Source organism: Streptomyces sp. SGAir0957 (assembly GCF_043523415.1).
In genome coordinates this window covers 931,898-945,372 of record NZ_CP027293.1, presented here as the reverse complement: position 1 = coordinate 945,372, position 13,475 = coordinate 931,898, and the positions used below count along the sequence as shown (strand labels likewise).

Annotated in this window: 17 protein-coding genes; 11 read left to right on the top strand and 6 right to left on the bottom strand. The window is 72.4% G+C overall.

The window, feature by feature from the left end; translation table 11 throughout:
• Positions 1-5 precede the first annotated feature (5 nt).
• Positions 6-296 carry a putative quinol monooxygenase gene (locus C1N81_RS09540; RefSeq protein ID WP_394428319.1) on the bottom strand — a complete coding sequence of 97 codons (291 nt, stop codon included), beginning with the start codon at positions 294-296 and terminating at the stop codon, positions 6-8.
• A gap of 185 nt (positions 297-481) precedes the next feature.
• Positions 482-934: a hypothetical protein gene (locus C1N81_RS09535; protein WP_394428318.1), complete on the bottom strand. Its 453-nt coding sequence runs from the start codon at positions 932-934 to the stop codon at positions 482-484.
• 211 nt (positions 935-1,145) lie between these two features.
• On the opposite strand from C1N81_RS09535, the gene C1N81_RS09530 reads away from it, so the two are divergent.
• From C1N81_RS09530 to C1N81_RS09515, 4 genes are all read left to right on the top strand, one after another.
• The gene (locus C1N81_RS09530) at positions 1,146-2,393 is read left to right on the top strand and encodes a hypothetical protein (RefSeq protein ID WP_394428317.1); all 1,248 of its coding nucleotides are present in this window, start codon (positions 1,146-1,148) and stop codon (positions 2,391-2,393) included.
• Positions 2,394-2,453: 60 nt separating this feature from the next.
• On the top strand, positions 2,454-3,449 hold the full coding sequence (locus C1N81_RS09525) for an aldo/keto reductase (RefSeq protein ID WP_394428316.1): 996 nt from the start codon (positions 2,454-2,456) through the stop codon (positions 3,447-3,449).
• On the top strand, positions 3,446-4,531 hold the full coding sequence (locus C1N81_RS09520; protein WP_394428315.1) for an HAD-IIA family hydrolase: 1,086 nt from the start codon (positions 3,446-3,448) through the stop codon (positions 4,529-4,531). The genes C1N81_RS09525 and C1N81_RS09520 overlap by 4 nt, the downstream gene beginning before the upstream one ends.
• A 110-nt stretch (positions 4,532-4,641) precedes the next feature.
• Positions 4,642-4,989 (top strand): GNAT family N-acetyltransferase, encoded by a 348-nt coding sequence (locus tag C1N81_RS09515; protein WP_394428314.1) that lies wholly within the window; start codon positions 4,642-4,644, stop codon positions 4,987-4,989.
• A gap of 3 nt (positions 4,990-4,992) precedes the next feature.
• On the opposite strand, the gene C1N81_RS09510 is transcribed toward C1N81_RS09515, so the two are convergent.
• Positions 4,993-5,832 (bottom strand): sensor histidine kinase, encoded by an 840-nt coding sequence (locus C1N81_RS09510; RefSeq protein ID WP_394428313.1) that lies wholly within the window; start codon positions 5,830-5,832, stop codon positions 4,993-4,995.
• A 110-nt stretch (positions 5,833-5,942) separates the two neighbouring features.
• The gene (locus tag C1N81_RS09505; protein ID WP_394428312.1) at positions 5,943-6,392 is read right to left on the bottom strand and encodes a MarR family winged helix-turn-helix transcriptional regulator; all 450 of its coding nucleotides are present in this window, start codon (positions 6,390-6,392) and stop codon (positions 5,943-5,945) included.
• Positions 6,393-6,558: 166 nt separating this feature from the next.
• On the opposite strand from C1N81_RS09505, the gene C1N81_RS09500 reads away from it, so the two are divergent.
• Positions 6,559-7,542, top strand: a complete 984-nt coding sequence (locus C1N81_RS09500) for an alpha/beta hydrolase (protein ID WP_394428311.1) — start codon at positions 6,559-6,561, stop codon at positions 7,540-7,542.
• A 65-nt stretch (positions 7,543-7,607) separates the two neighbouring features.
• Here the strand turns inward: C1N81_RS09500 and C1N81_RS09495 are convergent, their stop codons facing one another.
• On the bottom strand, positions 7,608-8,393 hold the full coding sequence (locus tag C1N81_RS09495; RefSeq protein WP_394428310.1) for an SAM-dependent methyltransferase: 786 nt from the start codon (positions 8,391-8,393) through the stop codon (positions 7,608-7,610).
• A gap of 166 nt (positions 8,394-8,559) precedes the next feature.
• On the opposite strand from C1N81_RS09495, the gene C1N81_RS09490 reads away from it, so the two are divergent.
• A complete protein-coding gene (locus tag C1N81_RS09490) occupies positions 8,560-9,165 on the top strand; it encodes a maleylpyruvate isomerase family mycothiol-dependent enzyme (protein WP_394428309.1) in 606 nt (201 codons plus the stop codon).
• Here the strand turns inward: C1N81_RS09490 and C1N81_RS09485 are convergent.
• Positions 9,134-9,337, bottom strand: coding sequence for a hypothetical protein (locus C1N81_RS09485; protein WP_394428308.1), 204 nt, complete (start codon positions 9,335-9,337; stop codon positions 9,134-9,136). The genes C1N81_RS09490 and C1N81_RS09485 overlap by 32 nt on opposite strands.
• Positions 9,338-9,546: 209 nt before the next feature.
• Here C1N81_RS09485 and C1N81_RS09480 point away from each other — a divergent pair, with 209 nt between their 5' ends.
• The 5 genes from C1N81_RS09480 (at position 9,547) to C1N81_RS09460 (ending at position 13,474) form a co-directional block, all read left to right on the top strand.
• Entirely contained in the window at positions 9,547-10,032 is a 486-nt protein-coding gene (locus C1N81_RS09480; protein WP_394428307.1) for a PRC-barrel domain-containing protein, read from the top strand.
• 126 nt (positions 10,033-10,158) lie between these two features.
• Positions 10,159-10,425, top strand: a complete 267-nt coding sequence (locus C1N81_RS09475; RefSeq protein ID WP_394428306.1) for a DUF4235 domain-containing protein — start codon at positions 10,159-10,161, stop codon at positions 10,423-10,425.
• A gap of 67 nt (positions 10,426-10,492) precedes the next feature.
• Complete coding sequence (locus C1N81_RS09470; RefSeq protein ID WP_394428305.1) at positions 10,493-10,987, top strand: SRPBCC family protein; 495 nt, start codon at positions 10,493-10,495, stop codon at positions 10,985-10,987.
• Entirely contained in the window at positions 10,980-12,602 is a 1,623-nt protein-coding gene (locus C1N81_RS09465; protein ID WP_394428304.1) for a phytoene desaturase family protein, read from the top strand. The genes C1N81_RS09470 and C1N81_RS09465 overlap by 8 nt, the downstream gene beginning before the upstream one ends.
• Positions 12,599-13,474, top strand: coding sequence for an SDR family oxidoreductase (locus C1N81_RS09460; protein ID WP_394428303.1), 876 nt, complete (start codon positions 12,599-12,601; stop codon positions 13,472-13,474). Before C1N81_RS09465 ends, C1N81_RS09460 begins: the two co-directional genes overlap by 4 nt.
• Position 13,475: the final 1 nt, after the last annotated feature.

Below are 13,475 nucleotides of genomic sequence, written 5' to 3'. Positions count from 1 at the left end.
ACTCCCTAATGCGAGGTCGAACCTCGCAGGACGAAATCCGGGCCCGCGGCATAACGCTGCACCTCGGCCAGGAACTCTTTGGCGGGCGGGGCCTCGACATGCGTGCGGAAGGCCCGTTCGTCCGCGTAGGCCTCAAGGACGTAGAAGCGGCTCGGATTCCATTCGTCCGCGACCACGTCGAACCTCTCGGTGCCGGGCTCCGTCTCCAGAATCCGCTCCCGGGCCCGCACGGCGGCGTCGCGGAACGCGTCACGGTGGTCGTTCTCGACGGTGAAGGAGACAACGACTTCGTACACGGCTTCTCCTCAACTCGAACTGGAAAACGTGGGGTTGGCATGGAGTTGCCGAGAAAGGACATTCCAAGCGCGCAGCACGCGGAATGTCCAACGTACGAGGGAAGTCGCTAGGCCGTCCGGGTGAACGGATGACTGGCCCCGGCCGACCGCGCAACCCGTACTCCGTGAATGGCAAGGTGACTCGTTCAGACGGCGCCGCACCTACCGCGGGCCATACGACCACGACGACCACACCCCCCACCCAATTCATCGCCGACGCGGGCGCTTTGCGCCGCGTCGCCCTCGCCCTCGTCAAGGACCACGTCGTGCGGGTCTGGGCCCGGGAAAAGAAACGACAGGCGTCCGCGCACGACGGTGACTACCACCAGGACCACGGATACGAACTGCCCGAGGGGCGCGCGCTGGACGATCTGGCGCGACGGATCCACGAACAGGCCGACATCCTGACCGCCGAGTTCCCGCACCACGCGGATCTCGCCGAGCGCAGCAGACGCTGCGCGCGGCAATGCGCCGATTCCGGCACGGACATCACCGCCCAATGGGAAGAGTTGCGGGCTTTCCTGCGCGGCCTTCCGGAACAGGAGAACGTCTTTTCCGAGGGGCCGGGGCTGGCCCGGCTGACCGTGGACGACGACCATGTGCGGATCCTGCTGGGGCCGCCGGAGCGGGCGTGGGACCCGGGCTTGGCACCGGCGTCGGCACCGAAGTACCTGCGTGCCGTGTCCCGGCTCCTCGCGGCGGTCAGGGCCGAGGGCCGGCCGCCGACCCGGGGCGAGCAGGTCGCCGTGCAGTTCGCCTACCTCCTGCTGGACCAAAGGGAGCGGATCGACGGGGAGTTCGTGGCATGGGGTGTCCCGGGGCTCCCATCAGACGCTCCTGTCGCTCACGGACCCCGGCGAAGGCCATGTCCTCGGCAGCACCCTGTGCACCCCCTACCTCGACGGAACCGTCGTCCACATCGAGCACATCGAGCGCGCGGAGAGCGAGGACCGTGAGGCGTGCGAGCCCTACCGGCTGCCCTCGGTGCGGACGATCGCGCGGGTGCGCCTGCACACCGGGGTGTCCGCGCCAGTCTCCGTGTATGTCGGACGCCCCATGTTCGAGAGCGACTTCGACCTGTCCCTGGTGAAGTCGGTGCGCTTCATGGCCGCCACCTGTTCCACCCTGTTCCAGGCAGGTGTCGCGGAATGCAAGATCTCCATGGAACACATGACGGCACGTCAGACGGTCCGTTTCATGCGCGCGGTGGCCGCCGACACCCTCATGGACCCGCACCGGCACGTCCTCGCCGCCGCCTTCAACCTCAACGACCCGTTCACCGACGACCGCGACAAGGACGCCCCGGCCCGGGTCACGGACCGGCTCGCCCTCGGACGGCTGGCGATCGAACTGACCAGGCTCGGCGGCTTCGCCAAGGTGGCCTGGGACGGCGCCGACGACTCCCAGCCGAGCGACCCCGTCATCGTCCAACTGGGCCACCGCGACGCGGCCACCCTGGTGCACGAGGCACATACCGCGGGGCTGCTGACCTACATGTCGGCAGGTATCAGCTTCGACACCCTCGCCGAGGTCGTCCACACCGGTGTCGACGCCGTCGGCATCGGCAGCGCCCTGCACCACAAGGACGCCGACACGGGCTTCCACGGCCCCTTCATCGAGGAACGTCTCGCCCGGCTGCACACCGTCCGCGACGAGGCCGAGAACTCCGTACGCGGCCGGGCCGCCCGCGTGCTGGCGCGGCTCGACCGCATGCACTACGAGGGGTCCCTCGGCGTCGCCGACGCCGGACTGCGCGACGCCCTGGCGAACGCCGTGACCGGCCGCGGCGCACATGTCGACGTGGCACACCTGTCCGGGCTGCTGTGCCGCCTTGAGCACATCGCCGCACTGCCCGCCGACACCCGTCACCCCTACCTCACCTGGACGAGCCGGCTCCTCCAGGCCGGCGAGGAGAGCCTGGCCGCCCGCCGCCACCGGGGCGCGTGGCAGGAGCGGGCGGCGCTGCTCGGCGCGCTCGCCCGCGACGAGGACCTGGAGGAACTGCACACCCGGCTGCGGGACTTCTCCGCCGTGCCGCCCCCACGCGCCGGGTCCTGACCTCGGTCACGTCACCGGCATCTCACATCCGTCCCGTTCCTCTCAGGAGGCGAACAACGCATGAAACACACGGACACCAGCCGGCTCATCCGGCAGGACGTCGAGATCGGCGTCCTCGGCCTGGGCGGTGTCGCCCTGGCCGGCCTCTACGAACCCGTCGGCCACGACCAGGCCGTCGCCACCGTCCGCACCGCGCTCGACCACGGCGTGCGCTACCTGGACGTGGCCCCCTTCTACGGCACCGGCCTCGCCGAACTCCGCTACGGCGACGCCCTGCGCGGCGCCGACCGGGGCCGCTTCGCCCTGTCCACCAAGGTCGGCAGGCGGCTGGAGAAACTCCCCAACGGCCGCCAACGGGAGCCCGACGCCATGTTCGAGGGCAGCACCCCGTACGCCTTCACCTGGGACTGGTCCCGCGACGGACTCACACGCGGACTGGAGGGCTCCCTCGAACGCCTCGGCACCGACCACGTCGACATCGTCTACTGCCACGACTGCGACTTCTACGAGCAGGAGGAGGACACCGTCTTCGACGACCGCACCGCCCACGAGGTCTTCGAGACCCTCGACGACCTCCGCTCCCAGGGCATGCTCAAGGCCATCGGCTTCGGCCTCAACCGCGACGACTTCCTTCTGCGCATGGTCGAGAACCTCGACCTCGACGTCATCCTCTGCGCCGGCCGCTACACGCTCCTCGAACAGCCCGCCGCCCGCAAGCTGCTGCCGCTGTGCGAGGAGCGCGGCGTGTCCGTCGTCGTGGGCGGGCCCTACAACTCCGGCCTGCTCGCCGACCCCGACGACGCCCACTACGAGTACGACGACGCGCCCGAGGACAAGGTCGCCCGCGCCCGCGCGCTCGCCAGGATCTGCGAGGACCACCACGTGTCATTGCGGGCCGCCGCCCTCCAGTACCCGCTGCGCCACCACCAGATCGCCAGCGTCCTCGTCGGCTGCAAGAGCCCGCGGGAAGTCACCGACAACCTCGACCACTTCCGGACCGAGATCCCCGACGAGGCATGGTCCGACCTCGACCGCTTCAACGAAGAGGACCGATGACCCCGCCCGACGCGGCCCCCGTACGCCACCGGCGCCCGCTGCCGCCCTCGGAGGCGCCGGCCCGCGCCCACGACTGGGCCTTCCTCGACCTCGACGGAGTCCTCTACCTCGGTTCGCGGCCGGTCGACGGCGCGGCCCGCGCGGTCGCTGCCGCACGCGCCGACGGCATGCGCCTGGCGTTCCTCACCAACAACGCCCTGCGCACCCCGGGGGAGGTCGCCGAGAAGCTGCGCCGGTACGACGTCGCCGCGGCGGAAGCGGACATCGTCACCTCCTCCCAGGCCGTGGCCGCCGTGATCGCCGCACGCCACGGGGAAGGGGCCCGCGTCCTCGTCGTGGGAGGCGAAGGGCTGGTCGCGGCGCTGCGCGAAGCACGCGTGAGCGTCGTCGACTCCGCCGACGACGAGCCCGAGGCCGTCGCCCAGGGGTTCGGCGGACCCGACATGCCCTTCAGCCGCTTCACGGAAGCCTGCCACGCGATCGACGCGGGAGCCGCCTGGTACGCGACCAACCCGGACCCCACGATCCCGACCGACCGGGGAGCGGCCCCCGGCAACGGAGCCGCCATCGACCTGCTGCGCACCAGCACGGGCCGCGCCCCGTTCGTCGCCGGGAAGCCGTTCCCGCCGATCCACCGGCTGGCCCTCAGCCGTACCGGAGCCGCCCGGCCCCTGTACGTCGGCGACCGCCTCGACACGGACATCGCGGCGGGCCACCACAACGACTGCGACACGCTGCTGGTCCTCACCGGAGTCACCTCCCCGGCGGATCTCGTCGCGGCGGCGCCGCACGAACGCCCCACGTACATCGCCGACGACTTGCGTACGGGTCTGCTCCGCGCCCACCCCGCCACCGAGACGGTCGACGGGGGCGCGCGGTGCAACGGGTGGACCGCGCGGCGGAGTTCGGCGACGGGGCTTTCACTGACGGGATCGGGCAGCGCGCTCGACGCGCTGCGGGCGCTCTGCCATGCGGCGTGGACGGCGTCCCCCGCCGCACCCACCACGCTCGCCTGCGGGGATGCCCTGCGGGTCGTCGAGTCGTTGTCGGCCGAGGACGGGACCCGGCGCTACAGGCGGTAGGTCTCGCCGGCGCGTGGAAGCAGCCAAGTACGCTCTGCGCTGTGGAGCGTCACCGGCCCGCGGCCTGTGAACACCCGCGCACGCACCCGCCCGGCACCGAGAGGCCCCGCATGACCGAGCCCACCACCCCGTCGACCCCCACCGTCGAGCGCGTCGACGCCCGGCACCGCTACGCGATCCAGGTCGACGGTGCCACCGCCGGGTTCACCGCGTACCGCGACCGCGAGGACCGGCGGGTCTTCTTCCACACCGAGATCGACGACGCCTACGCGGGACAGGGCCTCGCCTCGATCCTCGTACGTGAGGCGCTGGACGACGTGCGCCGTGCGGGGCTGCGCATCGTGCCGGTGTGCCCGTACGTGGCGAAGTTCCTGAAGAAGCACGAGGAGTACGCGGACATCACGGACCCGGTGACCCCCGAGGTGCTCGCGTGGCTGGACGGGCAGCTGAAGCGCTGACGTTCAGCGCTTCTCGGGGCCGGGAGGCTCCGGGTCCTCGTTCTCGTTGAGGTCGAAGACGCTCTCGCGCAGGGCGCGGATGACCCCGTCGAGTTCGTCGACCCCGCGCATCAGCCGGGTGTGCGCGGGGCCCTCGCCGATCATCGCGGCCGTGCTGTGCAGGCTGAGCCCGGCCTCGAAGATCCTGCGGACGACGCTCTCCCTGAGGTCGGCGGCGATCCGGTCCCGCTCACGGGCCAGGGAGAGTTCGCGCACCTCGGCCTGGAGCGCCGCGTTGGCCACGAGGGACGCGTTGATCCGGTCCCGCAGACCGTGCGCGGCCACCGCGATCAGCAGGCTGAGGACGCCCCAGAGCACGACGCGTCTGCCGGTCACGGCGGCGGGCGTGTCCTGCGCGACCGACGACGCGGCCTGGACGGCCACGACCGCCACCACTACGCACCCCGTCTCCCAGCGGCGGTGGAACAGCGCCGACCAGATCAGCGGGACGAGGAGCACGAGGCCGAGCCCGGCGACCGTGCCCGAGGCCAGGATCAGCTGGAGGACGGAAGCGGTGTAGAGCAGCGGCACCAGGACCGGCGTCCAGGCGGGCAGCCGCCGCCACGGCAGCAGGAAGGTGCCCGCGCACAGGACGAGGAGGGCGACGCTGGACAGGTAGACCGGCCAGGACTCGAAGCCCGCGCCCGGCACCAGGGCGCTGACCACCGCGATCAGGGCGACGAGACCGAACGGGCCGGCCCGCAGCGCCAGGCCCGGCCGCCGGAACTGCCAGCCGACGCCGACACCGGCGCCGTCGGGGTCGGGGTCGGTCAGTGCCTGCCAGGGATCGGTCGGTGACTTCACGACACACCCCCGTCGGGCCCGAGCGCTCAGAGACCCCCACCGAAGGGCATGTGCGGCCGTGCCCCATCGTATCGACGCAGCGGAACGACAGACAGGTATCCGGAAAGTCGTCAGGCCCGGTTGACGTTGGCGGTGAGCAGCCGGAGCAACTGCTTCGCCGTGGCGTCCTGTTCGGGCGTCAGGCCCATCGCCTCGCCGATGGCGAGCGGGACGGCCTCGGCCTTCTCCCGCAGCCTCGCGCCGGTGTCGGTGAGGGTGATGGAGACCGAGCGCTCGTCGTCCGTGCGCCGCCGCCGGCGGATCAGGCCGGCGCTCTCGAGGCGCTTGAGGAGCGGCGAGAGGGTGCTGGACTCCAGTTGCAACGCGGTGCCCAACTCCCGTACGGACGCCGTCTGTTGGTCCCAGAGCACCAGCATGACCAGGTACTGCGGATAGGTGAGTTCCAGCGCGTCGAGCAGCGGTCGGTACCGCGCGACGACGGAGCGCGAGGCGGCGTACAGGGCGAAGCACAACTGGTCCTGGAGGAGGAGGGAGCCCTTGGGCTCCGCGGCGTCGTCCACGCTGCGGTCCTTACGTCGGATTCTCGGCAACCGCTCACCCTACCATTCCGGCCGCTCGCGATCGTATACCGCTCGATTCAGTTGTGCGCGACTGAATCGAGCGGTACGTTTCTCTCGTCGCCGGGCGGCCGCCCAGGCCGCCGGCACGATCGTGAGGAGCATCCAGATGTCCGAGCCCGTCGCGTCCGCCGCGTCCGTCACGCCCCCGGTCCTCGAACCCGCCGCCGCCGCGTTCGCCGAGGCCACCGCCAATCCGCCCTACCTCTTCGACCTCGGCCCCGTCGAGGGCCGCAAGACCGTCGACGAGGTGCAGTCCGGGGAGATCGACAAGCCGGAGATCGCCGAGGAGTGGGTCACCGTCGAGGGCGGCCCCACCGGATCGGTCCGCGTCCGCGTCGTCCGGCCGCTCGACGCCCCGGCGACCCTGCCGGTGATCGTCTACGTCCACGGCGCGGGCTGGGTCTTCGGCAACGCCCACACGCACGACCGTCTCGTGCGCGAACTCGCCGTCGGCGCCCGCGCGGCCGTCGTCTTCCCCGAGTACGACCTGTCGCCCGAGGCCCGCTACCCGGTGGCCATCGAGCAGATCTACACCGTCGCCCAGTGGGTCGTCCGGGAGGGCGCCGACAACGGCTTCGACACCGGCCGCGTCGCCGTGGCCGGCGACTCCGTCGGCGGCAACATGTCCGCGGCGCTGACCCTCATGGCCAAGGAGCGCGGTGACGTCCCCCTGGTGCAGCAGGTGCTGTTCTACCCGGTCACCGACGCCTCGTTCGACACGCCGTCCTACCACCAGTTCGCCGAGGGCTACTTCCTGCGCCGCGACGGCATGCAGTGGTTCTGGGACCAGTACACGACCGACGAGAAGCAGCGCGCCGAGATCACCGCCTCCCCGCTGCGCGCCACCGTCGAGCAGCTCAAGGACCTGCCCCCGGCCCTGGTCATCACCGGTGAGGCCGACGTGCTGCGCGACGAGGGCGAGGCCTACGCCAACAAGCTCCGCGAGGCCGGTGTCCCCGTCACCGCCGTGCGCTACCAGGGCGTCATCCACGACTTCGTCATGCTGAACGCGCTGCGCGAAACGCACGCGGCCGAGGCCGCGATCGGTCAGGCCGTCGCCACCCTGCGGACGGCCCTCGGCACCGCGTGAACACATGACGGGGCCCGGACGGCGGTCCTACGCCGTCCGGGCCCCGACCTGTGGTGTGCCGCGCGCTACGGGACGCGGGCCACGGCCACGTAGAAGCCGGACAGCTCCTCGCGCGGAGCGGGTGTGTCCTTGTACCACTTGGTGGCGGTGACCAGGCCGGGCTCCACCAGCTCCAGGCCCTCGAAGAACGGCTCGATCTCCTCGCGCGTCCGCATCCGCAGCGGGATCTCGCCCTCGCGGTAGGTCGTCGTCACCGACTTCACCAGGTGCGGGTGCTCGTCGGTGGTGCCGTGCGAGAACATCAGGTAACTGCCCGGGGGCAGCGCCTCGACGAGCTTGCGGGTCAGGCCGTAGGGGTCCTGCTCGTCGGTGATGAAGTGCATGAGGGCGATCATCGACAGGGCGATCGGCCGCTCGAAGTCCAGGAACCTGCGCGCGTGCTCCAGGATGACCGCGGGCTCGCGGACGTCCGCCTCCAGGTAGTCGGTGGCCCCCGCCGGGTCGCTGACGAGGAGCGCCTCCGCGTGGCGCAGCACGATCGGGTCGTTGTCGGCGTACGCGATCCGTGCCGTCGGCACGATGCCCTGCACGATCTGGTGCAGATTCGGCTTGGTCGGGATGCCCGTGCCGATGTCGAGGTACTGATCGATGCTTTGGTGCGCCAGCCAGGCCGCCGCGCGGTGCATGAACGCCCGGTTGCGCATGGCGTTGAGCCGCGCCTCGGCGGGCAGCTTCTCCGCCACCGCCTGGTCGACGGGGTAGTTGTCCTTGCCGCCGAGCAGCCAGTCGTAGACCCGTGCCGGGTGGGGCTTGCTCGTGTCGATACGACCTGCGGAGGACTGTGCCGTCATACGTGACTCCAACGCGCGCGGGATGAGGTGGTGGCGATTATGCCACTGGAACGGGCCCCGGATTCCGATGAGTTCGCCCCGCTCCGGAGGTCTCCCCTCGTGACAGGTGTGACGCTGGTGTGAGCGGGACAAGGGCGAGCGGGAGGCAGTCGTGCGGGACACGGACATGAGGAGCGAAGTCTGGCGGATGGTGCACGCCGAGCGCGCTGCCCTCGTCGACGACCTGACGGGGCTCGACGCCGCGCAGTGGGAGACGCCCTCGCTGTGCGCGGGGTGGTCCGTGCACGACGTGGTCGCCCATCTGGTCGACACGGCGCTCACCACCCGCACACGTTTCGTCGTCGGCCTCGCGCGGGCGCGGTTCGACTTCGACCGGCTCAACGAGCGCGGAGTGCGGCGTGAGCGCGGGGCCACACCTCGGGAAACACTGGCGCGGCTGCGCGAGGTGGCGGCACGCACCTCGACGCCACCGGCCCCGCTCGACACCCGGCTCGTCGAGGAGGTCGTCCACGGTGAGGACATCCGCAGGCCGCTCGGCCTGACACACACGTATCAGCCGGAGGCCGTGGCCAGGTCGCTGCGTCTCCTCGCGCGCACCCCGGAGGCGTTCGGCGGCGCCGGACAGCTCACGTCCCGCGTCCGGCTCACGGCGACGGACACGGACCTGTCGGTCGGTGACGGGGCGTCGGAGGTCACCGGCACGGCCCTGTCCCTGCTCATGGCCGTCTCCGGGCGTGAGGTCATGCCGCCCGGCCGCGGCGGTGGGCGGTGACCGGCTCCTCGCGGCGGCCGTCACGGGCGTGACCGGTGACGAGCCGGAGATGGCGGCCCCGGTGGCGGCCCGCCGGTGGCCGGGCGTCACCGCGCAGGCGGTCCTCTATCCGGTCCATGCAGAGCAGCAGCAGCCCCATGACGGGCAGCAGTGCGACAGCGACTATCAGCATCAGCGGCGTCCTCCCCGCAGCGTCACCTGCCGGTTGCCCGGCCTTCACGCCTTCACGGACCCCGCGATGTGAAGGTCCCGCAACGGTCGGGAGGGGGCGGTCAACTGGCCCCTTCGAGAGCGGCGTTGTCACCCGCCGGGGGACGTTTCGGCGCAGACGGCCGGGACATGTGGGGAGGCAGAACGAGCCGAGCGGAAAGGACCGCTGTGATGACCGACAGAGTTGTCCACCCCTATGACCCCAGCCACGCGCAGACCACGTACGACCCCGGTCACGCGCAGACCTCCTACGACCCCGGTCACGCGCACGCCGCGTACGACCAGGGCCACGCGCAGGCCACCGCGGCGCCCCTCAGCCCCACCGAGCCCACCGGCTCCCACCTGACCCACGCGGACCTCCTCGGCTACGCCGTCGAGGCGAGCGACGGCTCGATCGGCACGGTCGACGCCTACTCCGCGGAGGTGGCCCCGAACCACCTCGTCGTCGACACGGGCGGCCCGCTCCTCAGCAAGAAGGTGCTGCTGCCGCGCTGGGTCATCGCCCGCGTCGACGAGGCGGACCGCACCCTGTACGTCGCCCGCCCGCGCGACCTGATCAAGGCGGCCCCCCGGTTCGACCGGGACATGCGCGTCACCGACCCGGGCTACCGCGCGCGGATCGACGAGCACTACCGCGCGGAGCACCAACAGCGCTGAGCCCAAGGTCACTCACGTTCCAAGGCACCGGGACGGGGCACGCGGTGGGGGCGGCCGGACGACACGGCGGACATGCCGTTCGCGGCGCCCGGCCGCAGTATGAGCGACAAGGATGCGGAGGCAGCAATGAACATGATCAAGATCGCCTACAAACCGTTCGGCATCGGCCTCGGGATGGCGGCGGGTGCGGTCAGCGGCGCCGTCTTCGGGCAGGTCTGGAAGCGGCTCGGGCACGACGACGACGCGCCCGACGCCACCGACGAGGAGCGCCAGTGGCGCGAGATCCTGCTGGCCGCCGCTCTCCAGGGTGCGATCTTCGCCGTCGTGCGGGCGGCCGTCGTCCGGGGTGGCGCGCGGACGACGAAGAAGCTGACCGGCGTCTGGCCGGACTGACCGCCCCGCGCGCACGGAACGTCCCGCGCGCACGGAACGTACGGAACCAAGGAACGCGGGAGGCGGAATGGCGCGGCGGCAACGAGTGATCAAGGCGACCCCGGCGGCGGTCTGGGCCGTCCTCGCGGACGGCACCAAGTACGCGGACTGGGTGGTCGGCACGGCGTCGTCCGAGCCGGTCCGCGGGCAGTGGCCGGAGGTCGGCGCGAGCCTGCGGTACGAGGTGCAGCTCGGCCCCGTCCACCTGACCAACGAGACGGTCGTCCGGTACTGCGAGGAGGGCGCCCTCCTCGAACTGGAGGCGAAGGCCGGCCCGCTGGGCACGGCCCGGATCTCCCTGCAGCTGCGGCCGTGGGGCGAGGACTGTCTGGTGATGGTAGACGAACACCCGCTGGCCGGTGCGGCGGGCGCCCTGCACAACTTCGGGGTGGAAGCCGTGATACAGCTGCGCCACCGCGCGATGCTCGCCCGACTGGCCCAGGTCTGCGAGGAGGAGCAGGCGCACCCGAAGACCGCGGGGGACGCCGCGCGGTACCGGGCGAGCGGGGCGCACCGTGCCTGACGCCGTGGTGATCGGGGCCGGACCCAACGGCCTGGTGGCCGCCAACGTCCTCGCGGACGCCGGGTGGGCCGTGACCGTCCTGGAGGAGCAGCCGGAGCCGGGCGGCGCGGTCCGCCACGACCGCGGCGTCGACCCGGAGTTCGTCAGCGACCTGTTCAGCTCCTTCTACCCGCTCGCCGCCGCCTCCCCGGTCCTGAAGGGGCTCCGCCTCGACGAGCACGGGCTGCGCTGGAGCCACGCGCCCAGCGTGCTCGCGCACCCGCTGACCGACGGCCGGTGCGCGGTCCTCAACCGCAGGGTCGAGGTCACGGCCGACTCCCTGGAGAAGTTCTCCCCGGGGGACGGTGACGCCTGGCACCGCCTGCACGACGTGTGGGAGGACGTCAGGCCGGACATCCTGAACGCGCTGTTCACCCCGTTCCCGCCGGTCAAGGCGGGCGCGAAGCTCGCCTACCGGCTCCGCTCGGCGGGCGGTCTGCGCCTCGCCCGTTCGCTGGTGCTCCCCGCCCGCCGCCTCGGCGAGGAGGAGTTCACCGGCGAGGGCGGCCGCATCCTCCTCGCGGGCAACGCGCTCCACGCCGACCTCGCGCCCGAGGCGGCCGGCAGCGGCGGCTTCGGCTGGCTCATGGCGATGCTGGGCCAGACCTACGGCTTCCCCGTCCCGGTCGGCGGCTCCGGCGAACTCGTACGGGCCCTGGTCGCACGCCTCGAATCGCGCGGCGGCACCGTGCAGTGCGGCCGCAAGGTCACGGAGGTCGTCGTGCGCGGCCGGCGGGCCGTCGGCGTGCGCACCGCCGACGGCGAGGCCGTGCCCGCCTCCCGCGCCGTCCTCGCCGACGTCTCCGTACCCACGCTGTACGGGGGCCTGGTCGCGGCCGAGCACCTGCCGGCCCAGCTCGCCGACGACCTGCGCCGCTTCCAGTGGGACTTCGCCACCTTCAAGGTGGACTGGGCGCTCGACGGCCCGGTGCCGTGGGAGGCGCCGGAGGCCGCGCACGCGGGCACCGTCCACCTCGCCGACGGCGTCGACGAACTCACCGCGTTCGCCGCGCAGATCGCCATGGGCCAGGTGCCCGGCAAGCCGTTCCTGCTCTTCGGCCAGATGACCACCTCCGACGCCTCACGCTCGCCGGACGGGACCGAGTCGGCCTGGGCCTACACGCACATCCCGCAGCACATCCGCGGCGACGCGGGCGACGAGAACCTGACCGGCTCCTGGGACCCGCGCGAGCAGGAGGTCATGGCCGACCGGGTCGAGCGGCAGGTCGAGCGCTTCGCCCCCGGCTTCCGCGACCGGATCCGGGCCCGCCGCATCCTCGCGCCGCCCACCCTGCAGTCCCTCGACAGCAACCTGCACGGCGGCGCCATCAACGGCGGCACCGCCGCCATGCACCAGCAGCTCGTCTTCCGTCCCGCGCCGGGGACCGGCCGCGCGGAGACCCCCGTGCCAGGACTGTTCCTCGCCTCGGCGGGCGCCCACCCCGGCGGCGGCGTCCACGGCGCCCCCGGCGCCAACGCGGCCCGCGCCGCGCTGCGCCGCCACGCGCCGGCCCCGCTCGCCGCGGCCCAGCGGCTGCTCGCGGGCCGGGACCGTACGGGGCGCAAGCGCTCATGAGCGACAGCCCGCTGACCGGCCGGACGGTCGTCGTGACCGGGGCCGCGCGGGGCATCGGCGCCGACGTCGCCCGTGCACTGGCCGACCGGGGCGCCCGGGTCGCTCTCATCGGCCACGAGAAGGGGCCGCTCGACCGGGTGGCGGACACTCTGGCGACGCCCTCGCTGACCCTGGCGACGGACATCACCGATACCGGGGCGCTGCAATCCGCGGCGCACACGGTGCGGACCCGGCTCGGGCGGCCGTCCGCCGTCGTCGCCAACGCGGGCGTCGCGGAGGCCGGGCCGCTGCGCACGGCCGACCCGGAATCCTGGCGCCGGGTCATCGACGTGAACCTCACCGGCAGCGCCTTCACCGCCCAGACCTTCCTGCCCGATCTGCTGCACACCCGCGGCTACTACCTGCAGGTGGCGTCGCTCGCCTCCATCGGCGCCGTCCCCATGATGAGCGCGTACTGCGCCTCCAAGGCGGGAGCGGAGGCGTTCGCGCACGCCCTGCGGGCCGAGACCGCGCACCGCGGCGTCGCGGTCGGCATCGCCTACCTCAACTGGGTCGACACCGACATGATCCGTGACGCCGACGACCACCCCGCACTCAGCGACATGCGCTCCATGCTGCCGCCGCCCGCCCGCAGGGTGATGGCCCCAGGCCCGGTCGCCGAGCGGCTCGTCCGCGCCGTGGAGCAGCGCAAAGTGGCGGTCTACGCGCCGGGATGGGTGCGCCTCGCCCAGCTGGGGCGCGGATTCCTGCCGCCCGTCATCAGCCGCCGCGCCCGCGCGCACTACGCCCGCCTCGCGGCCGGCCGGACCCTGGACCAGACCGGCCCGCTGGGCCGGGGCGGCCTCGCCGACCACACCCTCCCGGACAGGTAGA